Origin of the sequence: Sphingobium vermicomposti, from assembly GCF_011762025.1 — a bacterium.
Taxonomy (GTDB): Bacteria; Pseudomonadota; Alphaproteobacteria; order Sphingomonadales; family Sphingomonadaceae; genus Sphingobium; species Sphingobium vermicomposti.
Map to the genome: position 1 here is coordinate 292,002 of NZ_JAASQR010000003.1, position 26,250 is coordinate 318,251.

General features: G+C 63.6%; 30 protein-coding genes. 9 read left to right on the plus strand and 21 right to left on the minus strand.

What is annotated here, in order from left to right:
- Positions 1-79 precede the first annotated feature (79 nt).
- The 3 genes from rph (at position 80) to hemW (ending at position 2,759) form a co-directional block, all read left to right on the plus strand.
- Positions 80-796, plus strand: a complete 717-nt coding sequence (gene rph / locus FHS54_RS11105; protein ID WP_167303881.1) for a ribonuclease PH — start codon at positions 80-82, stop codon at positions 794-796.
- Between the two features lie 96 nt (positions 797-892).
- Complete coding sequence (gene rdgB, locus FHS54_RS11110; RefSeq protein ID WP_167303882.1) at positions 893-1,522, plus strand: RdgB/HAM1 family non-canonical purine NTP pyrophosphatase; 630 nt, start codon at positions 893-895, stop codon at positions 1,520-1,522.
- Between the two features lie 61 nt (positions 1,523-1,583).
- Positions 1,584-2,759: a radical SAM family heme chaperone HemW gene (gene hemW / locus FHS54_RS11115; RefSeq protein ID WP_167303883.1), complete on the plus strand. Its 1,176-nt coding sequence runs from the start codon at positions 1,584-1,586 to the stop codon at positions 2,757-2,759.
- Between the two features lie 42 nt (positions 2,760-2,801).
- On the opposite strand, the gene grxD is transcribed toward hemW, so the two are convergent.
- From grxD to FHS54_RS11155, 8 genes are all read right to left on the minus strand, one after another.
- Positions 2,802-3,134: a Grx4 family monothiol glutaredoxin gene (grxD, locus tag FHS54_RS11120; protein WP_167303884.1), complete on the minus strand. Its 333-nt coding sequence runs from the start codon at positions 3,132-3,134 to the stop codon at positions 2,802-2,804.
- 60 nt (positions 3,135-3,194) lie between these two features.
- On the minus strand, positions 3,195-3,428 hold the full coding sequence (locus FHS54_RS11125; protein WP_021225255.1) for a BolA family protein: 234 nt from the start codon (positions 3,426-3,428) through the stop codon (positions 3,195-3,197).
- Between the two features lie 18 nt (positions 3,429-3,446).
- The gene (locus FHS54_RS11130) at positions 3,447-3,770 is read right to left on the minus strand and encodes a DUF1476 domain-containing protein (protein WP_167303885.1); all 324 of its coding nucleotides are present in this window, start codon (positions 3,768-3,770) and stop codon (positions 3,447-3,449) included.
- Between the two features lie 57 nt (positions 3,771-3,827).
- On the minus strand, positions 3,828-4,421 hold the full coding sequence (gene leuD / locus FHS54_RS11135; RefSeq protein ID WP_167303886.1) for a 3-isopropylmalate dehydratase small subunit: 594 nt from the start codon (positions 4,419-4,421) through the stop codon (positions 3,828-3,830).
- A gap of 109 nt (positions 4,422-4,530) precedes the next feature.
- Positions 4,531-5,985, minus strand: coding sequence for a 3-isopropylmalate dehydratase large subunit (leuC, locus tag FHS54_RS11140; RefSeq protein WP_167303887.1), 1,455 nt, complete (start codon positions 5,983-5,985; stop codon positions 4,531-4,533).
- 82 nt (positions 5,986-6,067) lie between these two features.
- Positions 6,068-6,754, minus strand: a complete 687-nt coding sequence (locus FHS54_RS11145; protein ID WP_167303888.1) for a glutathione S-transferase family protein — start codon at positions 6,752-6,754, stop codon at positions 6,068-6,070.
- 157 nt (positions 6,755-6,911) lie between these two features.
- The gene (locus FHS54_RS11150; protein ID WP_167303889.1) at positions 6,912-7,064 is read right to left on the minus strand and encodes a hypothetical protein; all 153 of its coding nucleotides are present in this window, start codon (positions 7,062-7,064) and stop codon (positions 6,912-6,914) included.
- 18 nt (positions 7,065-7,082) lie between these two features.
- Positions 7,083-8,675 carry an isocitrate lyase gene (locus FHS54_RS11155; protein WP_167303890.1) on the minus strand — a complete coding sequence of 531 codons (1,593 nt, stop codon included), beginning with the start codon at positions 8,673-8,675 and terminating at the stop codon, positions 7,083-7,085.
- A 140-nt stretch (positions 8,676-8,815) separates the two neighbouring features.
- On the opposite strand from FHS54_RS11155, the gene FHS54_RS11160 reads away from it, so the two are divergent.
- Positions 8,816-10,216 carry a helix-turn-helix domain-containing protein gene (locus FHS54_RS11160; RefSeq protein WP_167303891.1) on the plus strand — a complete coding sequence of 467 codons (1,401 nt, stop codon included), beginning with the start codon at positions 8,816-8,818 and terminating at the stop codon, positions 10,214-10,216.
- A gap of 229 nt (positions 10,217-10,445) precedes the next feature.
- Complete coding sequence (locus tag FHS54_RS11165; protein WP_167303892.1) at positions 10,446-10,979, plus strand: porin family protein; 534 nt, start codon at positions 10,446-10,448, stop codon at positions 10,977-10,979.
- Between the two features lie 65 nt (positions 10,980-11,044).
- Here FHS54_RS11165 and FHS54_RS11170 read toward each other — a convergent pair whose 3' ends face one another.
- The gene (locus tag FHS54_RS11170; protein WP_167303893.1) at positions 11,045-11,248 is read right to left on the minus strand and encodes a hypothetical protein; all 204 of its coding nucleotides are present in this window, start codon (positions 11,246-11,248) and stop codon (positions 11,045-11,047) included.
- Positions 11,249-11,342: 94 nt separating this feature from the next.
- A complete protein-coding gene (locus tag FHS54_RS11175; protein WP_167303894.1) occupies positions 11,343-12,281 on the minus strand; it encodes a right-handed parallel beta-helix repeat-containing protein in 939 nt (312 codons plus the stop codon).
- A 179-nt stretch (positions 12,282-12,460) separates the two neighbouring features.
- Between FHS54_RS11175 and FHS54_RS11180 the strand changes: the two genes are divergently transcribed.
- Both FHS54_RS11180 and FHS54_RS11185 read left to right on the plus strand, forming a co-directional pair.
- Positions 12,461-13,951 carry an ABC transporter substrate-binding protein gene (locus tag FHS54_RS11180; RefSeq protein ID WP_167304415.1) on the plus strand — a complete coding sequence of 497 codons (1,491 nt, stop codon included), beginning with the start codon at positions 12,461-12,463 and terminating at the stop codon, positions 13,949-13,951.
- Positions 13,952-13,967: 16 nt separating this feature from the next.
- Positions 13,968-14,390 carry a DUF4112 domain-containing protein gene (locus FHS54_RS11185; RefSeq protein WP_167303895.1) on the plus strand — a complete coding sequence of 141 codons (423 nt, stop codon included), beginning with the start codon at positions 13,968-13,970 and terminating at the stop codon, positions 14,388-14,390.
- A gap of 185 nt (positions 14,391-14,575) precedes the next feature.
- On the opposite strand, the gene FHS54_RS11190 is transcribed toward FHS54_RS11185, so the two are convergent.
- From FHS54_RS11190 to FHS54_RS11210, 5 genes are all read right to left on the minus strand, one after another.
- A complete protein-coding gene (locus FHS54_RS11190; protein ID WP_208404888.1) occupies positions 14,576-15,385 on the minus strand; it encodes a ribonuclease T2 family protein in 810 nt (269 codons plus the stop codon).
- A 92-nt stretch (positions 15,386-15,477) separates the two neighbouring features.
- Positions 15,478-16,326 (minus strand): carboxylating nicotinate-nucleotide diphosphorylase, encoded by an 849-nt coding sequence (gene nadC / locus FHS54_RS11195; RefSeq protein WP_167304418.1) that lies wholly within the window; start codon positions 16,324-16,326, stop codon positions 15,478-15,480.
- Between the two features lie 123 nt (positions 16,327-16,449).
- The gene (gene nadA, locus FHS54_RS11200) at positions 16,450-17,436 is read right to left on the minus strand and encodes a quinolinate synthase NadA (protein WP_167303896.1); all 987 of its coding nucleotides are present in this window, start codon (positions 17,434-17,436) and stop codon (positions 16,450-16,452) included.
- Positions 17,437-17,469: 33 nt separating this feature from the next.
- The gene (locus tag FHS54_RS11205; RefSeq protein ID WP_167303897.1) at positions 17,470-18,189 is read right to left on the minus strand and encodes a DUF4230 domain-containing protein; all 720 of its coding nucleotides are present in this window, start codon (positions 18,187-18,189) and stop codon (positions 17,470-17,472) included.
- Positions 18,174-19,052: an MBL fold metallo-hydrolase gene (locus tag FHS54_RS11210; protein WP_167303898.1), complete on the minus strand. Its 879-nt coding sequence runs from the start codon at positions 19,050-19,052 to the stop codon at positions 18,174-18,176. The genes FHS54_RS11205 and FHS54_RS11210 overlap by 16 nt, the downstream gene beginning before the upstream one ends.
- Before the next feature lie 88 nt (positions 19,053-19,140).
- Between FHS54_RS11210 and FHS54_RS11215 the strand changes: the two genes are divergently transcribed.
- Positions 19,141-20,037 carry a tyrosine recombinase XerC gene (locus tag FHS54_RS11215; RefSeq protein ID WP_167303899.1) on the plus strand — a complete coding sequence of 299 codons (897 nt, stop codon included), beginning with the start codon at positions 19,141-19,143 and terminating at the stop codon, positions 20,035-20,037.
- A gap of 131 nt (positions 20,038-20,168) precedes the next feature.
- Here FHS54_RS11215 and FHS54_RS11220 read toward each other — a convergent pair whose 3' ends face one another.
- The 4 genes from FHS54_RS11220 to rsmI all read right to left on the minus strand — a co-directional run bounded on the left by FHS54_RS11220 (position 20,169) and on the right by rsmI (position 23,133).
- Positions 20,169-20,768 carry a DedA family protein gene (locus FHS54_RS11220; RefSeq protein WP_167303900.1) on the minus strand — a complete coding sequence of 200 codons (600 nt, stop codon included), beginning with the start codon at positions 20,766-20,768 and terminating at the stop codon, positions 20,169-20,171.
- A 51-nt stretch (positions 20,769-20,819) separates the two neighbouring features.
- The gene (gshB, locus tag FHS54_RS11225; protein WP_167303901.1) at positions 20,820-21,794 is read right to left on the minus strand and encodes a glutathione synthase; all 975 of its coding nucleotides are present in this window, start codon (positions 21,792-21,794) and stop codon (positions 20,820-20,822) included.
- Positions 21,795-21,925: 131 nt separating this feature from the next.
- Positions 21,926-22,294: a YraN family protein gene (locus tag FHS54_RS11230; protein WP_167303902.1), complete on the minus strand. Its 369-nt coding sequence runs from the start codon at positions 22,292-22,294 to the stop codon at positions 21,926-21,928.
- Positions 22,291-23,133 (minus strand): 16S rRNA (cytidine(1402)-2'-O)-methyltransferase, encoded by an 843-nt coding sequence (gene rsmI, locus FHS54_RS11235; RefSeq protein WP_167303903.1) that lies wholly within the window; start codon positions 23,131-23,133, stop codon positions 22,291-22,293. The genes FHS54_RS11230 and rsmI overlap by 4 nt, the downstream gene beginning before the upstream one ends.
- An 11-nt stretch (positions 23,134-23,144) precedes the next feature.
- Between rsmI and FHS54_RS11240 the strand changes: the two genes are divergently transcribed.
- A complete protein-coding gene (locus FHS54_RS11240; protein WP_425057311.1) occupies positions 23,145-24,347 on the plus strand; it encodes a penicillin-binding protein activator in 1,203 nt (400 codons plus the stop codon).
- 94 nt (positions 24,348-24,441) lie between these two features.
- Here the strand turns inward: FHS54_RS11240 and FHS54_RS11245 are convergent, their stop codons facing one another.
- Both FHS54_RS11245 and FHS54_RS11250 read right to left on the minus strand, forming a co-directional pair.
- On the minus strand, positions 24,442-25,221 hold the full coding sequence (locus FHS54_RS11245; protein ID WP_167303904.1) for an ABC transporter ATP-binding protein: 780 nt from the start codon (positions 25,219-25,221) through the stop codon (positions 24,442-24,444).
- On the minus strand, positions 25,215-26,210 hold the full coding sequence (locus FHS54_RS11250) for a FecCD family ABC transporter permease (RefSeq protein ID WP_167303905.1): 996 nt from the start codon (positions 26,208-26,210) through the stop codon (positions 25,215-25,217). The genes FHS54_RS11245 and FHS54_RS11250 overlap by 7 nt, the downstream gene beginning before the upstream one ends.
- Between the last annotated feature and the right edge of the window lie 40 nt (positions 26,211-26,250).

The window sequence follows — 26,250 nt, forward strand, 5'->3', positions numbered from 1 at the left end:
TTTCTGGCGGATCGCCACTGGCATGAGGGGACGCCCGGCGCTAAGTCCCCCCGATTGAACGTTTCGGAGTAGAAAATTTATGCGTCCTTCCGGCCGCGCGCCCGACCAGATGCGCGACATCACCATGGAGCCCGGCTTCACCATCCATGCCGAGGGCAGCTGCCTGGTCAGCTTCGGCGATACGCGCGTACTCTGCACCGCTTCGGTCGAGGAAAAGGTGCCCCCCTTCCTGCGCGGCAAGGGTTCGGGATGGGTCACGGCGGAATATGGCATGCTGCCCCGCGCCACCCACACGCGCGGCAGCCGTGAAGCAGCCAAGGGCAAGCAGTCTGGCCGCACGCAGGAAATTCAGCGCCTGATTGGCCGGTCGCTGCGCACCGTGGTCGACATGAAAAAGCTGGGCGAACGGCAAATCGTCGTCGATTGCGACGTGATCCAGGCCGATGGCGGCACCCGCACGGCGGCAATTTCCGGCAGCTGGGTGGCATTGCGCATCGCCATCGACAAGCTGATGGCGTCGGGCGCTCTGGCCGAAGACCCGATCATTCAGAAAGTCGCGGCGATCAGCTGCGGCATCTATAATGGCACCCCCGTCCTCGACCTCGACTATGCCGAAGACAGCAACGCGGAAACCGACGCCAACCTGATCCTGACAGGCGATGGCAAATTCGCCGAAGTGCAGGCAACCGCCGAAGGCGCGGCCTATGATGAGGAAGAGCTGCTGCGCCTGCTGCGCCTCGCCCGCATCGGCTGCTCACAAATCTTCGCGGCGCAGGACAAGGCCACGGGTCGATAATCGAAAAAATACCCCGTTCGTTTCGGTCGCAGGAAGATGATAGCGCAACTTGCGCGTTTCTCGTCTACGCTCGAAACGAACGGAGTGGGGTAAAGCATGAGCGACGAGTTCGGACAGGAACAGGCAATCCGCAAACTGGGTCCAGGCAAGCTGGTGATAGCGAGCCACAATCCCGGCAAGGTGCGAGAGATTGGCGAATTGCTGGCGCCCTTTGGCATCGAAACCGTATCGGCTGCGGCGCTGGATCTGCCCGAACCGGACGAAACCGGCACCACATTCATCGCCAATGCCGAATTGAAAGCAATGCAGGCCGCCGACCTGTCCGGCCTGCCCGCGCTGGCCGACGATAGCGGCCTTTGCGTGGAAGCACTAAACGGCGATCCGGGCATTTTTTCCGCGCGTTGGGCCGGCGAGACCAAGGATTTCGGGCTGGCCATGCAGCTGGTGTGGGACGCGATCCAGGCCAAGGGGCCGGATGTCGGGCATGACGCGCACTTCGTATGCGCCCTCGCCCTGGCCTGGCCCGACGGGCATGTCGAAGTGTTCGAAGGGCGCGTCGACGGCACGATCAGCTGGCCCCCACGCGGGACCAAGGGGTTTGGCTATGACGCCATTTTCCAGCCCAACGGCCACACGGTCAGCTTTGGCGAGATGGAGCCGGAACAGAAGCACGCGATGAGCCACCGCGCCGACGCCTTCGCCCAGATGGTGGCGGCGGTCTTCTGAACTGACGGGCGGGCGCTGACACTGGCCGCGTGGACCAAAGCCGTATAAGGACGCCCCGCCCATGTCCTTGCACCTGTCCAGTTCCGCGCCGCCATCCTCCGAAGCGATGGCCCTGTATATCCATTGGCCTTTTTGCGTGTCGAAATGTCCCTATTGCGACTTCAACAGCCATGTCCGTGCGGAGATTGACACGCAGGCCTGGCGCGACGCGCTGCTGAGCGACCTGGCCCACGAAGCGGCGCTGAATGAAGGGCGGGCGCTGGGTTCGATCTTCTTCGGCGGGGGCACGCCATCGCTCATGCCGCCTGACATCGTCGCCGCGCTGATCGATGCCGCAACCCGCTACTGGACGCCGGTGGCGGACATTGAAATCACGCTGGAGGCTAATCCCAGTTCAGTGGAGGCGGCACGATTCGCCGATATCGCGGCGGCGGGCGTCAATCGTGTGTCGCTCGGCCTCCAGTCGCTGGACGACGAAGCACTCCACTTCCTGGGCCGGGCGCATGATGTGCGCGAAGGGCTGGCGGCGCTGGATGTGGCGCAGTCGGTGTTCGATCGCGTCAATTTCGACCTCATTTATGCGCGACCGGGACAGAGCGAAACGGACTGGGAAAAAGAACTGGCCCAGGGCCTGTCCTTTGGCACCGGCCACCTGTCGCTTTACCAACTAACGATCGAACCGGGCACGCGGTTCGCAACATTGGTTGCCCAGGGTAAGCTGACCCCGGCGGACCCTGATCACGGCGCGACGCTATATGAAATGACGCAGGCCATGACCGGCGCGGCTGGCCTGCCCGCCTATGAAATCAGCAATCATGCCCGGCCGGGGCTGGAAAGCCGCCATAACCTGACCTACTGGCGCTATGGCGACTATGCGGGGGTCGGGCCGGGCGCGCATGGGCGGCGGTCAGGTATCGCCACGCTGCGTCACAAGAAGCCCGAAAACTGGATCGGGGCCGTGGGTCGCAACGGCCATGGCCTGCAACGCGAGGATGTGCTGGAACCAGCGGACAGGGCGCGCGAGGCGCTTCTGATGGGACTGCGCCTGGACGAAGGTATCGACCTCAACCGAATTGCGCGGCTGTCAGGGCTGGAGATAGGCGAACTGGTCGATGACGGCGCGGTGACCCGCTTAAGCGCGCTCGACCTGCTGGATCGCGACGGGCCGCTGCTGCGGGTGAAGCCTGCAGGGATGCTGTTGCTGGATGCGATCCTGCCCGAAATCGTCGCGATCTGACGATAGGCTGGAAACCGGGCGCGCCAGTAGGCCGACCCGCCGTCAGCTGGCGGGGGCGACGCCGCTTTCGGACATAAGCTGCTGAAGCTCCCCTGCTTCATACATTTCCATCATGATGTCGCTGCCGCCGACAAATTCGCCCTTCACATAAAGCTGCGGGATCGTCGGCCAGTCGGAAAAGCCCTTGATCCCCTGCCGGATCAGTTGATCCTGCAGCACATCGACCGTTTCATAGCCGACGCCCAGATGGTCGAGGATGGCGATAGCGCGGCTGGAAAATCCGCATTGCGGGAACAGGGGGGTGCCCTTCATGAACAGCACTACGTCATTGCTGTTCACGATGTCGGCGATCCGCTGGTTCACGGCGTCGGTCATGGGTCGATCCATTCTTGTCACGCGCCGGTTCAGCCCGGTCGCTCATAAAATTACAGGTCGTTAGTTGGGAACGGCGGTGGTCAGTTGCAAGGCATGGAGCACCCCGCCCATCCGCCCGCCAAGCGCCGCATAGACCGCTCGTTGCTGGGCGACGCGGCTCATGCCCCGGAAGCTTTCCGACACGACCCGTGCCGCATAATGATCGCCATCACCGGCAAGGTCGGTGATTTCGACCTGGGCATCGGGGATGGCGGCCCGGATCATGTCCGCGATGTCGTCGGCAGCCATCGGCATATCGGATCGGTCCTGTGCTTACGGCGCTTCGATAAACTGGCGGCGAGCGGCGACCTGCTGTTCTTCCAGCGCCGCGCGGACATCGGCTTCGGCGATGTCGACTCCGGCCTGAGTCATGTCGCCCAACAGCTTGCGAATCACATCCTCATCGCCTGCTTCTTCAAAGTCGGCCTGCACCACCGCCTTGGCATAGGCATCGGTTTCTTCGGGGGTCAGGCCCATGCGAACGGCGGCCCATTCGCCCAACAGCCGGTTGCGCCGCGCCTGGATGCGAAACTGCATCTCCTGATCATGCGCATACATATTTTCGAAGGCTTTTTCACGGTCGTTGAAAGTCGTCATGCCAGCGCCTTGCAGAAATAAGGAAGAAGTTTGTTTGAAATAGGAAGATCGGGACGGTTACGCAACGGCGGGAACCAGCCAGGGGCGAACCCCTGCATCCTTTGCCTCGAACTGGCCGATCGCGTCCGCTTGCCCCAGCGTCAGGCCGATCTCATCGAGACCGCCCAGCAAACAATGTTTGCGGAAAGGGTCAATCTCGAACGCAAAGCGGTCCTGGAAGCGGGTAGTGACTGTCTGCTGCTCCAGATCGACGTGGATCGGGTCCGTCCGGGCCACTTCCATCAGCCGGTCGATTGCTTCTTGCGGCAGCACGACGGTCAATATGCCATTCTTGAACGCATTACCCGAAAAAATATCCGAAAAACTGGGCGCAATCACGACCTTGATGCCCAGGTCCGCCAGTGCCCAGGCGGCATGTTCGCGGCTGGACCCGCAGCCGAAATTATCGCCTGCGATCAATATGGGGCTGCCCGCATATTCCGGGGCGTCGAACACATTGCCCGGCTCCTTGCGCAGCACTTCGAACGCGCCTTTGCCAAGACCCGTTCGCGAAATGGTCTTTAGCCAATGGGCGGGGATGACGATGTCGGTGTCGACATTCTTCATCCCGAACGGATAGGCCCGCCCTTCAACGACAGTCAGCTTTTCCATCAGTGCGCCTGCTGGGCTTGCGAACCCGAACTATCTTCCGCCCGCCCAAGGCTTGCTGCCATGGCGGCACTCGCCAGCGCGCCCAGCGCCAGCAGCCAGAATACCTTCTTCATGCGACCACCTCTCCCCTTTTTTCGTTGAGCAGCTCCCGCACGTCGGTCAGATGGCCGGTGATGGCGGCGGCGGCGGCCATGGCGGGCGACACCAGATGGGTCCGCGATCCGGGACCCTGCCGACCCATGAAGTTGCGGTTGCTGGTAGAGGCACAGCGTTCGCCGGCCGGCACCTTGTCAGGGTTCATGCCCAGGCAGGCCGAACAACCCGGCTCCCGCCATTCGAACCCGGCGGCCAGGAAGATGCGGTCCAGTCCTTCGGCCTCCGCCTGCTGCTTCACCAGGCCGGAACCGGGCACGACCAGCGCCTGCTTGATGCCGCTGGCCACATGCTTGCCCTTCAGCAGGGCGGCGGCAGCGCGCAGATCCTCTATCCGGCTGTTGGTGCAGCTGCCGATGAAGATATGTTCGACCGCCACATCCTCCATCCGCTGGCCTGCGGTCAGGCCCATATAGTCGAGCGACTTCTGCGCAGCGGCGCGCTTGGAGGCATCGGCGAAGCTTGCAGGATCGGGGACGACGCCCGTCACCGGCACGACGTCTTCGGGGCTGGTGCCCCAGGTGACGTTGGGCACGATGTCGGCGGCGTCGATGACGATGCTCTTGTCGAAGGTCGCGCCTTCATCGCTATGCAGCGTCTTCCAATAGGCGACGGCGGCGTCCCATGCCGCACCCTTGGGCGTGAGCGGACGGCCCTTCAAATAGGCGACGGTCTTGTCATCCGGCGCGAATAGGCCAGATCGCGCACCCGCCTCGATCGACATGTTGGCGACGGTCAGGCGACCTTCGATCGACATGTCCCGGAAGACAGAGCCGCGATATTCCATGACATAGCCGGTGCCGCCCGCCGTGCCGATACGGCCGCAGATCGCCAGCGCAACATCCTTGGCCGTGACGCCAAAGCCCAGTTCGCCTTCAACAACGACTTCCATCGTCTTCGATTGCTTCAGCAGCAACGTCTGGGTAGCCAGCACATGCTCGACTTCGGACGTGCCGATACCGAACGCCAGCGCGCCCAGCGCGCCGTGCGAACTGGTGTGGCTGTCGCCGCAGACCAACGTCGTCCCCGGCAGGGTAAAGCCCTGTTCCGGGCCGACGACATGGACGATGCCCTGTTCCAGATCGGCGTCCCCAATCAGGCGCACGCCAAATTCCGGGGCGTTGCGTTCCAGCGCGGCAAGCTGCTGCGCGCTTTGCGGGTCGGCGATGGGAATGCGCTGTCCCTGCGCGTCACGGCGCGGCGTGGTCGGCAGATTATGATCCGGCACCGCCAGCGTCAGGTCGGGACGGCGCACCTTGCGCCCGGCAAGGCGCAGACCTTCAAACGCCTGCGGGCTCGTCACCTCATGAATAAGGTGCCGATCGATATAGATGAGGCAGGTTCCATCCGGGCGGCGTTCGACGACGTGCGCGTCCCAGATCTTCTCGTACAGCGTGCGGGGCTTGGACATAACATCTTCCCCCTAGACCCAGAGCGGGCCGGGCGGAAGGGGGAATGGCGGCAATATTTGCTGTTCGCCCCGATAGCCGGTGCTAGGCGGCACGGTCATCGCGCGTGATGCGCCCGGCTGCGCCGACTTCCGCCTCATGACTATCCTCTCGCCAGGTTTCGATAAGCGCAGCCGCTTCCCATTCGCGCATCGCAGGCAGGGCCAGCATATGATCGGTCCAGCGCTTCGCCATCGGCCCCACATCCAGCCCATAGGTGCGGACCCGAAAGACGACCGGCGCGTAAAAGGCATCGGCCGCGGTAAACGTCGATCCGGCCAGAAATGGACCGCCAAAGCTGGAAAGCCCCTCCTCCCACAATTCCCGCAGGCGGGCGACATTGCGATTGAGCGCGGTCGACGGCATGTGCGGGTCGACCCGCACGCCGACATTCATCGGACAATCGTTGCGCAAGGCGGCAAATCCCGAATGCATTTCCGCGACGGCGCACTGCGCCCAGCCGCGCGCGGCTCCATCCTGCGGCCACACGCCGGCATGGCGATCCGCCAGATAAAGGGTGATGCCCAGCGAATCCCACAATGTGCGGTCGCCATCGATCAACGCGGGGACCTGCCCCGTGGGCGAAAAGTCGCGGAAGATGGCGTGGTTTTCAGCAGCGACGAAGGGTTCGATCCGGTCCTTGAACGGGATGCCGAGCGCCTTCATCAATATCCAGGGGCGGAGCGACCAGCTGGAATAATTCCGGTTTGCGGTGATCAGCGTGTAGGCCATCGGTGGCTCTCCCGTCGGGTCTGACAGCTTGAAGGATAAGCGTCCAGCGGTCGGGGCGAAAGCGTAAAGCGGCCTTTCATGTTGAAGCGACTGCAATCGGCAAAAAGCCCGCCGCCGTGGTCGCTGGCGGCGGGCTTCCTGTCATCGATATGCGCGATTAGCGCAGGCGACCGAGCCGATGGTAAAGGTTGGCGAACTTCACCGATTCCGGCGTATCCTTCACCTTCTGCAGATAATCGGCCACTGCCGTCTTGAGCAGCGAGAAATCCTCGGTCGAAAAGACCGCGCGGGACCTTGCAGGTTCAGTCATTTCGTCTTCCTTCCTTCTTCAGGCTGCGAACTGGTTCATCGTATTGTGCGCGCCGCCCGCCTTGAGCGCGGCGTCACCGGCGAAATATTCCTTGTGATCATCGCCCATGTCGCTGCCAGCCATATTCTGGTGCTTCACGCAGGCGATGCCCTGCCGGATTTCCTTGCGCTGGACGCCTTCGACATAACCCAGCATGCCTGCTTCGCCAAAATATTCGCGAGCCAGATTGTCGGTGCTCAGCGCCGCCGTGTGATAGGTCGGCAGGGTGATCAGGTGGTGGAAGATGCCAGCACGCGCCGCCGCATCCTTCTGGAAGGTGCGGATCTTTTCATCAGCTTCCCGGCCCAGATCGGTGGCGTCATAATCGACGCTCATCAACCTGTCCCGGTCATAGGCGCTGACGTCCCTGCCCTCTGCCTGCCAGGCGTCGAACACCTGCCAACGGAAGTTCAGCGTCCAGTTGAAGCTGGGCGAATTATTATAGACCAGCTTGGCATTGGGGATGACCGCGCGGATACGGTCGACCATGCCCGCAATCTGGTCGATATGCGGCTTTTCCGTTTCGATCCACAGCAGGTCCGCGCCATTCTGAAGCGAGGTGATGCAGTCGAGCACGACGCGGTCCTCGCCAGTGCCGGGACGGAACTGGAACAGGTTGGACGGCAGGCGTTTCGGGCGGAACAATTTGCCATCGCGCGCCAGCACGACATCGCCGCGCAGGCTGGCGATATCGCTCACCTCCTCGACATCGAGGAAGCTGTTATACTGGTCAGCCAAATCGCCGTCCTCACGGCTGTAGGCGATCTGCTTGGTCAGGCCAGCGCCCAGTGAATCGGTGCGCGCGACGATGATGCCGTCATCGACCCCCAGTTCCAGGAAGGCGTAGCGAACCGCCCGGATCTTCGCCAGAAAGTCCTCATGCGGCACCGTGACCTTTCCGTCCTGGTGGCCGCACTGCTTTTCATCCGAAACCTGGTTTTCAATCTGGATGCAGCAGGCCCCCGCCTCGATGAACTTGCGGGCGAGCAGATAGGTCGCCTCGGCATTGCCAAAGCCCGCGTCGATGTCCGCAATGATCGGGACGATGTGGCTTTCATACTGGTCGATGGCATTGGCCAGCCGCTGCATTTCAACGTCATTGCCTTCGTCCCGCGCCTTGTCGAATTCGCGGAACATCATGCCCAGTTCGCGCGCGTCCGCCTGGCGAAGAAAGGTGTAAAGCTCTTCGATCAGGGCGGGGACACTGGTCTTTTCGTGCATCGACTGGTCCGGCAGCGGCCCGAATTCGCTGCGCAGGGCGGCGACCATCCAGCCGGACAGATAGAGATAGCGGCCCTTGGTGGTGCCGAAATGCTTTTTGATGCTGATCATCTTCTGCTGGCCGATGAAGCCGTGCCAGCAACCCAGCGACTGGGTGTAGTTGGCGGGATCGGCGTCATAGGCGGCCATGTCGCGGCGCATGATGGCCGCGGTATGGCGCGCAATATCAAGCCCGGTGTGGAAACGGTTTTGCAGGCGCATGCGGGCGACCGGCTCGGCTGCGATGCCCTGCCAATGGCCCTGTTCACCGATGGTGGCGTCCGCCTTCGCGATTTCCTGTAAATAACTCATATGCCTCGTCCCTTTGAACTGGATTGAGACCGGCCTAGCCGTGCCCAGCGTTCGGCGGCAGAGGGTTCGAGGTTCAATTGTAGAAATTGACAAATTTCCTGTGTAAAGTTGTAAAGACCTGCACAGGAGCAATATGACAGATGGCCAAGGATCGCCCCGTCTATATGGGTCCCCGCTTGCGGCGGTTGCGGCGCGAGCTGGGACTGACACAGTCCGACATGGCGGCCGACCTGGAAATATCGGCGTCCTATGTTGCCCTGCTGGAACGGAACCAGCGGCCACTGACGGCGGACATGCTGCTGCGCCTGGCCCGCACCTACCGCATGGACATGAGCGAGCTGGCAGGCGACGGCGGCGCGGAGCAGACCGCGCGGCTGCAAGCGGTGCTAAAGGAAGCGATGTTCGCCGACATCGACCTGCCTGCGCTGGCGATGCAGGATGTCGCGGTCAACTATCCCGGCTTTACCGAAGCGCTGCTACGTCTGCACACCGCCTATCGCGAAGAACAGCTGACGCTGGCCGACCGGGGGACAGGCGGGACAGGTGACGCGACCGACACGCCCGATCCCGTTGCGGAGACGCGGCGCTTCATATCGGCGCGGCGCAACAGCTTCCCGCTGCTGGACGATGCCGGTGAAAGGCTGGCGGCGGAGATCGATCAGGCAGGCGGCATGGCGGGTTGGCTGAAGGCCAGGCACGGGCTGCGTATCAGGCGGCTGCCGTCGGACGTCATGGCAGGGTCGATGCGCAGGCTTGACCGGCATCGCGACGCGGTCCTGATCGACGATGCGCTGGATGAAGCGGGCAGCGGCTTTCAACTGGCGCTGCAAATTACCTATCTGGACATGCGCAACGATATCGACGCGCTACTGAAGGATGGCCAGTTCATCAGCGACAGCGGGCGGCGGCTCGCACGGCGGGCGCTTGCAAGCTATGGCGCGGCGGCGATCCGCCTGCCCTATGCCGCCTTTGCCAAGGCGGTGGAGGCGCGGCGTTATGATGTCGAAGCGCTCGCGCGCCAGTTCGGGGCGAGTTTCGAACAGGTCGCGCATCGGCTGACCAGCCTGCAAAAGCCGGGGCAGGAACGCATCCCCTTCTTTTTCCTGAGGGTCGATCCAGCCGGGAATGTCAGCAAATTGCTGGACGGCGCGGGCTTTCCCTTCGCGCGGCATGGTGGATCATGCCCGCTCTGGTCCGTGCATCAGCTGTTCGGTCGCCCGCGCCAGGTGGTGACGCAATGGCTGGAACTACCGGACGGCCAGCGTTTCTTTTCCATCGCCCGCACGGTGACGGCAGGTGGCGGGGGCTGGGGCGCGCCCCGCGTCGAACGCGCGGTCGCCCTTCTATGTGCGGCGGAACATGCGCACCGGCTAGCCTATACGCAGGGAGTTACGCCGTCGGAGCCTACGCCGGTGGGGATCACATGCCGCCTGTGCCACCGCAGCCAGTGCCTGGCCCGATCCGCCCCGCCGATCGGGCGCGACATGCTGCCCGAAGATTATCGCCGGGGCCATGCGCCATTCGGCTTTGCAGACGGCTGACCGCGAAGGGTTCACCCCTTCATCCGCCACTTTCATGCGCGGCGGATGGCAATTTGCAGGCAATGGCCCCGCCTGGGAATGCCGACCAGCAATTTCAAGACATGATGCACGATTGCCACAGATGCTTGTGCAATGCGGCAAGCCGATGTTTTCACGCCTTTACTGTTATGGCTGAAAATCTCTAAAGGGCTCGCGTTCGTGGGAAAACGAACTCAGGAGGAGACCCACTATGAAAAAACTTATCGCTTCGGCACTGCTGTTCGCCAGCGTCGCCACCCCCGCAATGGCGCAGGATGCTGTTCCCTTTTCCGGCCCCTATGTCGGTGGCGTCGTTGGTCTCGACCATTTCGACTTCACTGCCGATAACCATGACAGCGCCCTGCTCTATGGCGGCGTGATCGGTTATGACATCAACGTCAACGGCGCCGTGTTCGGCATCGAAGGCGAATATGCCGATTCCGACGCCAAGCTCGGCTCGACCCGTACTGACCGCGATCTGTATGCTGGCGTCCGCGTCGGTGGCGAAATCGTCCCCAACGTGCTGCTGTACGCAAAGGGTGGCTACACCAACGCCCGTCTGGAAGACGCCAACGACTCTGACGTCAATGTGAAGCTGGACGGCTATCGTCTGGGCGCAGGCGTCGAAACCACGATCCAGGGCTTCATCGCTCGCGCCGAATATCGCTATTCGAGCTATGAGCGCGTTGCCGGTTCCAAGCCGGAGCGTCATCAGGCCGCTCTGATCCTGGGCTACCGCTTCTGATCGGAAGCCTAGCGCTTTGAAATAAGAAAGGGGCGTCCTGACGGGCGCCCCTTTTTTATGGCCGATCACTCATCGATCAGGTCCAGATAGGCGACGACATCATTGTCGGTCGACAGGAACAAGCCGTCCTGAACATCCTGCGGTTGTTGCGCAGCAATGCGCAATGCTTCGTCCATCGACCCGTAGAACAGCGTCGAAGCCGCGCCGCCTTCCTGCGAATCGCTAAGATGATAGAGGCGAACAGTGGCCGAGCCATAGGTGGTGCGCATTGCCTTACCTTCGCGCGGAGCCGCCTGGGATGCAAGCAATCCCGCCACCGCACCGGCCCCGGCAGAATGCGCTTCGCCGCTGATCAGCCGCCGTTCAGCGGCGATCCGTCAGCTTGATACCACTGGCCAGCCGGTTGGGGCCGATCCGCACCGCATCATCGGTGAAGTTAGCGACAAAGCTGCTGTTGCGCTGCAGGCCGGGGACAAAGGAGGCACTGTTGTTCAGGATCGACAGACCGCTGCTGTCATTTTCCCGTCCTTCCGGCGCGATGGTGATGAACGCGCTGTGATTGTCCTTGTCCTTGCCCTGCACCATTTCATTGCGGCTGATTTCGCCGCTGGCACCGTTGGAAAGGTCGATCATATAGTTGGTCAGCCGACCGGCGCTGTCATCGAAGCTGTTGCCGGTCAGGGTGACGCGGGCGGAGCGGGTTTTCAGATAATGGCCGCCGTCGCCCTGATCGAAGCGCGAGCGGGTCACAGTCAAGCTGCCATAGCGGCCGATATAGATGCCATGCGCGCAGTCCAGATCGCGGTCGCAGCGGCCCAGATGGCGGAAGGTGGAGCGGTCGATGGTGACGCTGCCCTGCGGTGCGTCGCCGCTCAATATGCCCTCTTCGCTGTTGCGGAACATGCTGTTGGTGACGGTCAGGTTGCCGCTTTCCAGCCGGATGCCCGCTCCATTGCCATCGGGAACGCGCAGATTTTGAAAGACGATGCCATCCACGCTGGCCGACCGGCCACGCAGCACCAGCGCCGCCTTGCCCTCGCACGGCATGCCGTCCAGAATGACGGTTCCGGGCGTCCGCGCGCGAAAAGCAACCTCGCCAGCTTCCTGCACCGCGCACTGGGCATAGGTTCCCGACGCGATCAGCACGGTTCCGCGCCCCCCGCCAATCGCCGCGACCGCATCCTTCAGCGATGCATAGCCCTGGCCGCTTTCCTCCACGGTGAACGGAGTCGGTCGGCCTTGCGCCAAAGCGGTTGCACCGATGGCGGCGGAGACGAGCAGGGTCGTGGACAATATGCGCATGGCAGGCGGCATAGGCCCGCGATCCGGCCCGGCCAATGCGAACTCGTGGTTAACAAAATGCTGTTCCGGGATGGGACAGGTTCGGTGGCAGTCATGAAAGCGGCGATGGGCAGTATTAGCACGCGGCATTGGGTTGGCGGCGGCGCGCGGGCGCGTTACTCCTGATGCGCGCCATGACCATGCCTGCTTCCCCGCCCCGTCCGATCCTGACCTGCCTGATGGCTGGCGCTGCGGCGCTGGGCGCGGCGATGCTCGGCTCATGCTCGCAAAAGGCGAGCGGCCCGGTGGTCGTCAGCGTCGTTGGCACGCCTGTGGAACTGGCCAAGCCGCTCAACCATCTGCCCGCGCCTGCGGCCAAGCTGATGCTGGAAGCGACGGCGCAGGGACTGGTGGCCTTCGACGCCAGCGGCGACATATTGCCCGCACTCGCCCAGCGCTGGATCGTCGAGGATGACGGGCGCAGCTATATTTTCCGCCTGCGCCGCGCGCTCTGGCCCGATGGCGGCAAAGTGACCGCCAGCGATGTGGCGCGATTGTTGAAGGCCCGCATCGAAACGCTGCGGCGGCTGGACCCCGAAGGGCCGCTGGACGTGGTCGAAGCGGTAGTGCCGATGACCGGGGAGGTGATCGAGATCCGCCTGACCGCGCCGCGTCCCTATCTGCTGCAAATGCTGGCCCAGCCGCAAATGGCGATCCTGTCGCGGGAAGGTGGAACCGGGCCATATGCCGCGTCATCATGGGGCAAGGCCCTGTTGCTAAAGCCGGTCGATCCGGCATCCGATGACGAAGAGGAAGAAGGCGCGCCCGCGCCATGGCGCACCCGCATCCTGCGCGCGGAACGGGCGGAAATGGCCATCATCCGCTTTCGTGAGGGCATGGCGGCCATGGTGCTGGGCGGACGCTTCGCCGACCTTCCGCTGCTGGTGCCCGCCGGTGTCGACAAGGACGCCGTTCGCATCGACCCGGTCCAGGGGCTGCTGGGGCTGGCAGTAACCGGGAGGGGCAAGCTGCTGGACGATGACGATGTGCGGCGGGCGATCAACATGACGATCGATCGCAGCCAATTGCCCAAGCTGTTTCCGCTGGGCGGATGGGCCGTGACCGAACAGATCGTGCCAGCGCAGATGGACCTTCCCACGCCACCTACCCGCCCGGCCTGGGCGGATCTTTCGCTGGAGGACAGGCGAGCGCAGGCAGGGGCCGCGATCACACGCTGGCGCCGTGAAAATGGCAACCCGCCCGTGCTGAAAGTCGCCCTGCCCAAGGGGCCGGGCGCAACGGCGTTATTCGCGCTGATCCGCCATAATCTGGGAATGATCGGCCTGAGCGCCGAACGGGTGGACCCCAAGGACGAAGCCGACCTGCGATTGGTAGACGAAGTCGCGGCCTATGACAGCGCCCTATGGTATCTTGGCCGGATCGGGTGCGCGCGCAAAGTGCATTGCTCCGCCCAGGCCGATGCGCAGTTGCAGGCGGCAGGCCTGGCCACCAGCGCCGCCGAACGCATGGCGCGGGTGGCGCAGGCCGAAGCGATGATGCAGGCGCATAACGGCTATATCGCATTGGGCGCGCCGGTGCGCTGGTCGCTGGTCACACGGCGGCTGAGCGGATTCATGCCATCGCCCCGCGCTCGCCACCCATTGAACCACCTGTTCCGCAGCCCCAATTAAAGCGCAGGAGGAACGCATGGCATTATCGCAAGATCAGTTTGACCGCATGGTGCGCGACCTGCCGGGTTTCGGCCGCGACCCCGCATCGGTCCGGCGACGGATAGAGGCGATGGAAGCCTTGCTGGAAGGGCTGTTCGTCATTCCCGGCACCAACCGGCGCGTCGGGCTGGACAGCCTGGTCGGCCTTATCCCGATTGTCGGCGACCTTGCCACCGCAGCGATGGGCGGATGGATCGTGTGGGAAGCGCGGAATCTGGGCATGTCGAAATGGCAACTAACGCGCATGGCCGCCAATGTCGGCTTCGACACGCTGGTGGGCGCGATCCCCTTTGCCGGAGACATTTTCGACTTTGTGTTCAAATCCAACACCAAGAACCTGCGGATCATCCGCAAACATCTGGACCGACATCACCCTTCGACGGTGATAATAGAGGGTTAGAACGACGAGCGTTTTTAAATCGATATCACGTTCTTCCGTTCGCCCTGAGCTTGTCGAAGGGCTCTACTTTTCAGCTAGCATGTGGCGGAAGGAAGGACAGAGGCTTCGACAGGCTCAGCCCGAACGGGCGATGCCGACTGTCCACACTTCGCTCTAGACTGCGCCCCCGTTCGGACCATCATCGCCTAACTCGCGGGGACCTGCGCGTTGGGATCAAGGTCCAGCTTCAACATCGGACGCCGCGTCGGAACGGCGCGACCCTTGGGCGGCAATATATTGGGACCGGGCCGAATGCGCAGCCGCGTCTCATCCGGCGCGCCGCGCTGGCTGCCGGGGCAACGGGCATAGTCCATCGCCCGGTCCATGCAGAGCCTCACCTCGCTCAACCAACCGCCGCGCGCTGTCTTGATGCGGATCATGCCGGGCTTCAGCCCCTTATTGAGCCGAGCAAATTCGGCAACAAGCTGTCCGGCGGTCAGGGTCTGGCGGCGGGCAAGCACCGTCATGTTCGGATAACGGATCGCTTCATGAAAGGCGCGGCCCAGATTGAAATAAAGTTCGGGCCGCGTCGTCATGCAGGTCCCGTGCTTCGCCCATTCATGCTGGAGCAGTTGGACAGAGGGCGTCGTGCAGAGGTTTTGGCGAATGACGGCGCGGGGCAAAATCTGGGCCGGGCGGCAATATTGCGGCCAGTCCCGCCCTGCGCCTTCGGGCCAAAGGCCATGCAGGACGAAGCCGAACTGGCCATTGCGGCCACCGCACTGAAAGGCGGCGTCCGGTCCCCGCGCGGTGGCGCAATATTGCGGCGACCAACTGAGCGCGAGCGTGTAGCCGGCGGCGGGAAGAAGCCGCCGAGGCTCGCCCGTGGGCGGCAGTTCAGGCGGGGGGCGCGGTGGCTGATTGGGAACGGAGCAATAGGCCGCCTGCGCCAGCGCGGGGGCTGGCGCAGTAAGGATCAGGAGAGCCAGCAGCCCTTTAGGGTTTATCCCACGCAAAGGCGATCAGTGCTCCTGCGAAGGCAGGAGCCCAGCCCCGCCCTTTCGGCTTCACTCCTGCACGTCATAGTTGATGCCACCGGGAACCGCCTTCACGCAAAGGCAAAGTCCAACCCGACGTCGGCGGCGGGTGCCGATTGGGTCAGGCGACCGACACTGATATAGGTGACGCCGGTTTCCGCCTTGGCCCGGATCGTATCGAGCGTGACGCCCCCCGATGCTTCGGTGGGCACCCGACCGCCGACCAGCGTGACCGCGCCACGCAGCGTCGGCGCGTCCATATTGTCCAGCAGCAGATGGGTAGCCCCGGCGGCAAGCGCGGGTTCGATCTGGTCGACCCGATCCACCTCGACGATGATGCTCTTGATCCCGGCGGCGGCGGCGCGACGGACGGCTTCATCGACGGAGCCAGCGACCGCGACATGATTATCCTTGATCATCGCCGCGTCCCACAGCCCCATGCGATGATTGGTCGCCCCGCCCTGCCGCGTGGCATATTTTTCCAGCACGCGCAGGCCCGGAATGGTCTTGCGCGTGTCTAACAAGGTAGCGCCGGTGCCCATGATCGCATCGACATAGGCGCGGGTCATGGTGGCGATGCCGGTCAGATGCTGGACGGTGTTGAGCGCCGACCGCTCCGCCGTCAGCATGGCGCGCGCCCTGCCCCGGATGCGCATGATGTCGGTGCCCGGTGCAACACGGTCGCCATCCTGACGCAACAGCTCAATCTCCACATCCGGGTCCAGCGCACGAAAGAAGGCAGCGGCGATGGGCAGACCCGCCAGCGTCACCGCATCGCGGCTGTCCATCACGCCATCGAAAATGGCATCGGCAGGGATCACCGCTTCGCTGGTGACATCGCGGCCCTCAGGGCCAAGATCTTCCGCCAGAGTGGAGGCGATGAAGGCGTCAAGGTCGAAGCCGGGCAAGGTGAAGGTCATGGGATATTTGGCATCCATATTGTCCTCCGTTCGCCCTGAGCTTGTCGAAGGGTTCTACTTCTTTAAACAGTAAAGGGCTTCGACAGGCTCAGCCCGAACGGATTGTTGTCCGGTAGCAGAAGGTCAACGATTACCCACATCACCCTTCCCCACCGTGCCGCTGGCCAATTCCAGCATCCGGTCGAGGCTCTTCTTCGCGGCGAGGCGCAGCCCCTCCTCCATCTCGATACGGGGCTGAAGGTCACGAAGCGACAAATACAGCTTTTCCATCGTGTTGAGCGCCATGTAGGGGCAGATATTGCAGTTGCAGTTGCCGTCCGCGCCCGGCGCGCCGATGAAATTCTTGTCCGGCACCGACTTGCGCATCTGGTGGATGATGTGCGGTTCGGTCGCGACGATCAGCGTGTCGCCGGGCATCGTCTTGGCATATTGCAGGATGCCGCTGGTCGAACCGACATAGTCGGCATGATCGACGATATAAGGCGGGCATTCGGGATGCGCGGCGATGGGCGCGTCGGGATGCTGGGCCTTGAGCTTCAGCAGTTCCGTCTCGCTGAACGCCTCATGCACGATGCAAACCCCCGGCCACAACAGCATGTCGCGGTTGAACTTGCGCTTCAAATAGCCGCCCAGATGCTTGTCGGGACCAAAAATGATCTTCTGGTCACGCGGGATCTGGCTCAGGATCGTTTCCGCCGATGAGCTGGTGACGATGATGTCGGACAGCGCCTTCACTTCGGCGGAGCAGTTGATGTAGCTCAAAGCAATATGGTCGGGATGCGCCTCGCGAAACGCCTTGAACTGCGCTGGCGGGCAGCTGTCCTCCAGGCTGCAACCGGCGTCCATGTCGGGCAGGACGACGATCTTTTCCGGGCTCAATATCTTGGCGGTTTCGGCCATGAAGCGCACGCCGCAGAAAGCGATGACGTCCGCGTCGGTTTCCGCCGCCTTGCGCGACAGCTCCAGGGAGTCGCCGACAAAATCGGACAGGTCCTGAATTTCAGGCTTCTGGTAATAATGGCCCAGGATAACGGCGTTGCGTTCCTTGCGCAGCCGGTCGATCTCCGCGCGCAAGTCAGTCCCCTGCGGGATTCCGGTGATGGCGTTCATGTCCCTAACTCCTCACGGGCCTTTCCCGCGCCCCTAACGGGCGGCGCGGCGGTTGGCCAGTACCTCATTGACCGGGGTGGTCACGTCCCATTGTTCGCGATTGTCGCCCGCCCGCTCCGGCGGGAAGGTGACGATCACGCGCGCGCCGCCCTGCCCCGCCGCTTCCAACGGTGCGGTCATCAGCTTGGCGAGCGCCGCGCGGCCGAATTCACGGGCGCGCGCCATGCGGGCGGGCGAGCGGGCTTCCTGTTCGGCACGGCCCTGCGCATAGGCGGAAACCCGGCGGCTCAATTCTTCCCCCGCCTGACGCGTGACGAACAGGCCGTTGGTCCGCACCAGAGTCCGCGCGGCTTCATCGACATTCGCCTTGGCGGGCTTAACGTCCGGCGCGTTGACGATCAGCGTGCGGCTATCGGCATCCCATTCCAGATCATCCGCGCCGATGCCGCTGACATCGATGAAATAGTCCACTGAAAAGGGCATCTTCACGACCTGATCCGACTTCAGGAAGCCAAAGCCCCGCACGTCCCGCGCCGTGCTCTGGATCGTGCCGGACAGTGCCGAAACCTTCAGACTGGAAGCACCTGCGAACCGTTCGGCAACGACCTTCGTCACGGCGGACCCATCATCCTCGACACTCACCACATAATCGCGATCATAGGTGCGCCAGCCGACCAGCATCGCGCCCCCAACGATCAGAAGCAGCAAGGTGACGAGAACAGGCGTCCAGACCTTGTTCAGCGCAACCGCCATCGGCCATCCTCCGCTTCAGCGGCGATGCCCCGCCCGTCCAGGTCGATCAGGTGAGCCAGGACCGAACGCCCAGCCGCCGGGTGGAGGCGCGGATCGACGCCCTTATACATTTGCGCCACCATGGCGGGAATTTCCGACGCGCCGTGACGTTCAAGAAAGCGCGTAATCTGCCCTTCCCGCTGCTTGCGATGCCCCATCATGCCGCGCACCAGACGACGCGGATTGGCCACCGGATCGCCATGGGCCGGATAATAGACCGCATCCTCCCGGTCGAGCAGGCGCTGCATCGACCGCATATAGTCGGCCATGTCGCCATCGGGCGGCGAAATGACGCTGGTGGACCAACCCATGACATGATCGCCGGTAAAAAGCGCATTTTCCTCCACCAATGCAAAGCAGAGATGGTTGGAGGTGTGACCGGGCGTAGCGATTGCTTCGAGCGTCCATCCCTCCCCCGCCACCTGCTCGCCATCGGCAAGGATGCGGTCAGGAATATAGGAAGGATCGAAAGCGGCATCGGCGCGCGGGCCGTCATCCTCCAGCGTTAACGGCGCGCAACCGATGATGGGCGCGCCGGTTTGCGCCGACAGCGGCGCGGCGGCAGGACTATGATCACGATGGGTATGCGTGCACAAAATTGCCCGCACGGGCCGGTCGCCGATGGCGGCGAGCAGCGCAGCCAGATGATCGGCATCGGCGGGGCCGGGATCGATCACCGCCAGATCATCCGACCCGACCAGATAGGTCTGCGTGCCCGTATAGGTGAAGGGCGACGGATTGGGCGCAAGAACACGACCGACGCGCGGCGATATCTGCAACAGCGTGCCCGTGGGCATATCGACGGGATCATGAGCGGTGGCCATGCGTTCCATGTGCCCATCTGGCCGGGATTTTCAAGGCCCGGCGGTTCAGGGATTCCGTTTCGCGGAGGGCTGGCCTAAGCTGTCGGCCATGAGCGCGTCCAAAGATCTGGTGGAAGCATGGCGGCAGCATCTGGCGCTGGACCGGCGGCGATCCACGCATACGGTGCGTGCCTATATGGCAACGGCGGAGCGGTTGATCGCCTTCATGGAAGGGCATCGCGGCGAAGCCGTGACCGCAGCGGGATTGAGCAAGGTCGATCAGGCGGATCTGCGCGCGTTCCTGACCGTGCGGCGGAGGGACGGGATCGGCAATGGATCGGCGGCGCGGGAATTGTCGGCGGTGCGGGGTTTCCTGAAGTTTGTAGGTGGCGAGGATGCGCGGGTGCCGCTGCTAAAAGGGCCGAAGGTAAAGCGCGGCCTGCCCCGGCCAATCTCCCCTGACGAGGCGGTGGCGCTGGCGGGCGATATCGCGGAGACGGCCCGCGAAGGATGGATCGGCGCGCGCGACTGGGCGGTGCTGCTGCTGCTCTATGGCGCAGGGCTGCGGATCGGCGAAGCCATGGGGCTGATGGGCGATATCCTGCCGCTCAGCGACACGCTGCGAGTGACAGGCAAGCGCGGCAAGACGCGGATCGTGCCCCTGCTTCCACAGGTGCGGACGGCGATCGAGGCTTATGTGGCCGCTTGTCCCTATCCGGTAGCGCGGGAGGAAACGCTGTTTCGGGGCGCGCGAGGTGGTCCGCTATCGGCGGCGATCATCCGGCGCGCGGTGCAGGGCGCACGGGGGCGGCTGGGGCTGTCGGACAGGACGACACCGCATGCGCTTCGACACAGCTTTGCAACGCACCTGCTGGGCCGCGGGGCGGACTTGCGATCGTTGCAGGAACTGCTGGGCCATGCCAGCCTGTCATCGACGCAAATCTATACGCAGGTGGACGCTGCGCACCTGCTGGATGTGTACAGGAACGCGCATCCTCGGGCTTAGGCCGCAGGTTCAACTGAAAATCCGTTCGCCCTGAGCCTGTCGAAGGGCCTTTCTTCCTTCGGTAGTAAGGGGCTTCGACAAGCTCAGCCCGAACGGGGGTTAGGTGGTTTTGAACTATCGCGCCGTGCGCGTCACCCCCTCGGCTTCCAAGTCGCCAGACGCCAGATATAAAGCCCGATCGCCCCCACCACACAGGCCGTCGCCACCGGCCCCACATATTTATCAATCTCGCTAAAATTCTGGCCCAGGACATAGCCTGCATAGGCAAGGATGATGTTCCAGATCAGCGCCCCACCCGCCGTCCAGGCGAGGAATTTGACATGCCCCATCCGAAACAATCCAGCGGGAAGCGAAATCATCGTCCGAAAAGCAGGCAGGAAACGAAATACGAAGACGACGATCTGGCCATATTTCCCGAATATATGGTCAAGCGCCTCGACATCCCGCCACTCCAGCGTCGCCCAACGGCCATAGCGGTCCACCAGCGGCTTCAACCGGGCGAAACCCAATATGTGGCCGACCAGATACCAGAAATAATTGCCGACCGTCGTGCCCAGCGTCCCTGCGACGAGCAACCACTCCATCGCCATGCGGCCCTGCCCGACACGGATGCCGCCAATGCCCATTATGAGTTCCGACGGGATCGGCGGAAAGACATTTTCGATCACCATCAGGGCGAAAATGCCCCAATATCCGCCCGCGTCGATGAGGTGGAGGACCCAGTCAGTCAAATGTCGTCATTCCAGCGAAGGCTGGAATCTCTTTCGAGCGGATCGAGTGGCTCAAGCAGCCACCCTCGCCGCCAAACGCGCGTCGATGGCGTCCCAGATCATGCCGCCGGTATCCGTGCCGTTAAAGGCATCGATCGACACTATGCCCGTCGGCGAAGTCACGTTGATCTCCGTCAGCCACTCGCCCCCAATCACGTCGATGCCGACGAACAGCAGCCCCCGGCGCTTCAGCTCCGGTCCCATCGCGGCGCAGATTTCCAGCTCCCGGTCGGTAAGCTCGGTGCGGGCAGCCGATCCGCCGACCGCCAGGTTGGAACGGATTTCGCCAGCGCCGGGAATGCGGTTGATCGCGCCCGCGACTTCGCCGTCGATCAGGACGATACGCTTGTCGCCTTGCGCCACGCCGGGAATGAAAGCCTGAACCATGAAAGGCTCGACCCATGAGGCATTGAACAGTTCCACTAGCGCCGAAATGTTCGCGCCGGACTGCCCCACATGAAAGACCGCGTTGCCCGCATTGCCGTAAAGCGGCTTGACGACGATCTCGCCATGTTCGGCCAGGAAGCTGCGCACTTCGGCCAAATCACGGGTAATCATCGTCGGCGGCATGAAGCGCGCATAATCCAGCACGAACAGCTTTTCGGGCGCGTTGCGGACGGCGGCAGGATCATTCACCACCAGCGTTTCTTCCTGCACCCGTTCCAGCAGGTGGGTGGCGGTGATGTAGCTCAGGTCAAAGGGCGGGTCCTGACGCATCAAAACAACATCGACATCGCGGCCCAGGTCCAGCAGTTCAGGTTCGCCGAACGCGAAATGGTCCCCCTGCACCTTCTGCACCTTTACCGGGCGCGCCTTCGCCAGCACCCGACCGTCGCGATAGGTGAGGTCGGGCGCGAGATAATGATAAAGCCGATGCCCCCTCGCTTGCCCCCCCAGCATGATGTGGAAGGTGGAATCGCCCGCGATATTGACCCCTTCCATCGGGTCCATCTGCACAGCGACGGTGAGAGGGTTGAGTTGGGTCATCTGCTTGCTTCACCTTCCGTTCGCCCTGAGCTTGTCGAAGGGCTTCACTTCTCTTCAAGAACAAGAAACGGGCTTCGACATTTGGCCGAGACAAGGGACTCGGTCAAACAGCCCGAACGGAACAGGGTTATTCATCCCCCATGCCACACATTCGCCAGATGGCGTGGCGGGCGGCCCGGCGCAAGGAGGATCACGTCGATCCGCATATCATCGCCCGGCTCCGCAAGGTCGTGGAACAGGATTTCGGCGGCGGATGCCACGCGCGAAAGGCGGCGCTCGTCGATGGAAAGGTCCAGGTCTGCGGCAGTGGCGCGGGCCTTCACCTCGACAAAGGCCAGCATCGCGCCGCGCCGCGCGACGATGTCCACCTCCCCCGCAGGCGTGCGCAAGCGGCGGCCAACGATGCGCCAGCCTTTGAGCCGCAGCCACCATCCGGCGATGCGTTCCGCCTGCCGCCCGCGCTTTTCCGCCTGTTGTCTGACGGGGGTCTGGCGCGTCACCCTTTCAGCTCCAGCGCGCGATCATAAAGCGCGCGGCGGTCGAGGCCGAATTTCTTCGCCACCTCTCCCGCCGCCTTGGAAACGGGGAGCCGCTCCATCGCCTCCATCAGCGCGGCGTCAGCATCTTCGGCGCTGGCGGGCGGGGCTTCGCCGGGTGGGCCAACGATGACGACAATCTCGCCCTTGGGCGGGGCGTCGGCATAGCGGGCGGACAGTTCGGTCAGCGTGCCGGTGCGGGTTTCCTCAAATGTCTTGCTGATTTCGCGGGATACGGCGGCGTCGCGGTCGCCCAGATGCTCCGCCATGGCGGCCAGGCTTTCGGATAGGCGCGGCCCGCTTTCGTAGAAGATCAGCGTGGCGCGCAGGGCGACGACTTCCGCCAGAGTATCCGCCCGCGCCTTTTGCTTCACCGGCAGGAAGCCCATGAAGAGGAAGCGATCAGTCGGCAGCCCCGACAGGGTCAGCGCCGCGATGGCAGCGCTGGGACCGGGCAGCGTCGTGATATTGCGCCCCGCTGCGCGCGCATCGCGGACGAGCTTATAGCCAGGGTCGGAGATCAGCGGCGTGCCGGCATCCGAAAGCAGCGCAACCGATTCGCTCGCCATCCGCTCGATCAGGCGGGCGCGAACACCCTCGGCGCTATGATCATGATAGGGGACCATCGGGCGCTCCGATCCCGCGTGGCGCAACAAACGCGCGCTCACCCGTGTATCTTCCACGGCGATTACGTCGGCCAGCCGCAGGATTTCGGCCCCGCGCGGGCTAAGGTCTCCAAGGTTGCCGATCGGCCCCGCTACGATGTAAAGCCCAGGCTCAAGCCCAGAAGTTGAAGTTTCCATAAGGACGCCAGATGACAGAGACGGATACCCTCCGGCAAGCGGACATGTTCGCGGCAATGAAGCGCGGTGCGCGTATCCTGTTCGCCGCCAGCGCTTTGCTGGTCGCCGCCTGTCAATCGATTGTCCCGCGCGGGCCGGGTCCGGTGCGACCGACCGAGCCTGTTCCCAGCGGACCCGACGTGACGCAGGGCCTGCCCACCGACGCGCTGCGCCATCGCGTCGCGCTGCTGGTGCCGATGAGCGGACCCAATGCTGGCGTGGGCCAATCCATCGCAAACGCCACCACGCTGGCGCTGCTCGACACGCGGGCGGATAAGGTGCGCATCACCACCTATGACACCAGCATGGGCGCGGCAGCGGCGGCGAACAAGGCGCTGGCGGAAGGCAACCGCCTGATCCTGGGGCCGTTGCTGGCAGAGGATGCGCGGGTCGTAGGCCCCATCGCGGCGCGGGCGAAGGTGCCGGTCATCAGCTTTTCCAACGATGTGAGCGTAGCCGGGGACGGCGTCTACATCATGGGCTACAATCCCAACCAGTCGATCGACCGGGTGGTCGAGTTCGCCAAGACCAAGGGCCTGTCGAAATTCGCCGCCTTGATACCCAAGGGCACCTATGGCGAGCGGTCGGGCACGTCCCTGCTCCGCGCGGTGGAGGAGGAAGGCGGGACGGTCGTGTCGATGCAGACATTCGACCGGTCGACCGCTTCGATGACGGCAGCGGTCAAGAAATTGCAGGCATCGTCCAGCTATGACGCGCTGCTGATCGCCGACAGCGGTCGCGTGGCGATGCAACTGGCCCCGATCGTGCGCAAAAATGGCGGCGCAACCGCGCGCCTGCTGGGCACGGAATTGTGGAATACGGATCGCGGCCTGGCATCCACCCCAGCCTTGCGCGGCGCCTGGTTCGCCAGCGTGTCCGACGGCCTGTACGGCCAGTTGGCGAGCAAATATCGCGCACGCTATGGCAGCGCGCCTTTCCGCCTGTCCGCACTGGGTTATGACGCCGTCCTGCTGACCGTGCGTATCGCGCGCGACTGGAAGCCGGGAACGACCTTCCCCGCCGCCAGGCTGCGCGATTCGAGCGGCTTTTCCGGCATCGACGGCGCCTTCCGCTTCGACCGCAGCGGCATTGCCGAACGCGCGCTGGAAGTATCGGAAGTCAGCGCAGGCACCTATACCGTGGTGGCCGCCGCCCCGAAGGCCTTCACGGAATAACCCCTCTCCGTTCGCCCTGAGCCTGTCGAAGGGCTCTTCTTCCTTCAAAGAAAGTGAAGGCCTTCGACAAGCTCAGCCCGAACGGATTTGGAGGTCAGTTCTTGATCCGCCCCGTAGGCAGGATCAAAGGCCAATCCCCATCAACCTCGATACAAGCCGAAATGCCATAAACCTCCGCCAGGCTCTGTTCGGTGAGCACCTCCATGGGCTTACCGTCCGCGACCAGCCTGCCCTTGTCCATCAACAGCAACCGGTCGCAATAGCGCGCCGCCATCCCCAGGTCATGCAGGACAGTGACCACCAGCGACCCGGCCCGCGCTTCGGCCTTGAGCAGGTCCATGACATCGATCTGATGACCCGGATCAAGCGCCGCAAGCGGTTCATCGGCAATCAGCGCAGGCGCGCCCACCGCCAGCGCACGGGCCAGCAGCACACGGGCGCGCTCGCCCCCCGACAATTCCGTGGCGATCCGCCCTTTCAGATGAAGCACATCGGCACGGCTAAGCGCTGCATCGACAATCGCCTCATCCTGCTCTGACAACCGGGACAGCGGCCCCAGATGCGGCATGCGGCCCAGTGCCACCAGCCGCTCCACCAGCAGCGGCCAGTGCAGCGTCTGGCCCTGGGGCAGATAGGCGACACGGCGCGCAATGTCTTTCCGGCTAAGGCCCCCAATCGCGCTATCGTCGATCCAGACATCGCCGCTTTCGGGGCGGACGAGGCCCAGCAGGGCGCGGATCAGCGTCGATTTTCCCGCGCCATTGGGACCGATAATACCGACCAACTGCCCCGGCTCCAGCAAGGTGCTGACGCTGGATATGGCGACATGTCGGCCCAGGCGAACCACAAGGTCGCGGCTTCGGATCGTCACCATAGCCGCCGCTCCCGCATCAGATGGACCAGGAAAACGGGCACGCCCAGCAACGCGGTCAGGACACCCAGCTTCAATTCATTGCTGGTGGGGATCAGGCGCACGCCAATGTCCGCCAGCGTCAGCAGCGCCGCCCCGCCCAGCAGCGACGGAATCAGAATGGCCGAGGGCGAACGGTCGGTCAGCGGCCTGACAAGGTGCGGCACGATCAGGCCGACGAAACCAATCGCCCCCGACACCGCCACCGCGCCGCCCACGCCTATGGCGACGCCCAGCATCATGCGCAGCCGAGCCGTGCGCAAGTCCACCCCCAGCGCCTGCGCGCCCTCTTCTCCCAACGTCAGCGCATCCAGGCTGCGGCCATCGGCGATCAACAGCGCCGCGCCGATGGCGACGCAGGGCAGCGCCATCCAGACATGGGCATAGCTGCGATTCTCCAGGCTGCCCATCAGCCAGCTCATGATCTCCATCGCGGCAAAAGGATTGGGCGACAGGTTGAGCGACAGCGCAATCCCCGCCCCGGCCAGCGTCGCAACAGCGATGCCAGCAAGGATCAGGGTCAGCGGACTTTCCGAAGGGCCCGCCAGCAGGAACAGCGCGCCGATAGCGGCAAAGCTGGTGGCAATAGCCAGCACTGGCAGGATGAGCGGGTGAATATGGGAAAGGCCGAAATATAGCGCGCACACGGCCCCCAGCGCCGCCGCATTGGACGCGCCCAGCACTGACGGTTCGGCCAGCGGGTTACGCAAATAGCCCTGAAGCGCGGCTCCTGACAGGCCCAGCATGGCTCCAACGACAAGGCCCAACAGCATGCGCGGCAGGCGAAGGTCGATCAGGATGGCGCGTGCAACCTCATCACCCCCGCCGGTCACAACGGCAAAGATGCGGGCGGGGGACAGCGGAACCGCGCCCAGAGTGAGCGAGCCGAGCGCCGCCAAAAGGGTGAGCGCGATCAGGATGGGGATCAACAGCGGATGGCGACGGGCGCTCATGACTTGCACGCTCCCAGGCTGCTGTTAGGGAATGCCGTGC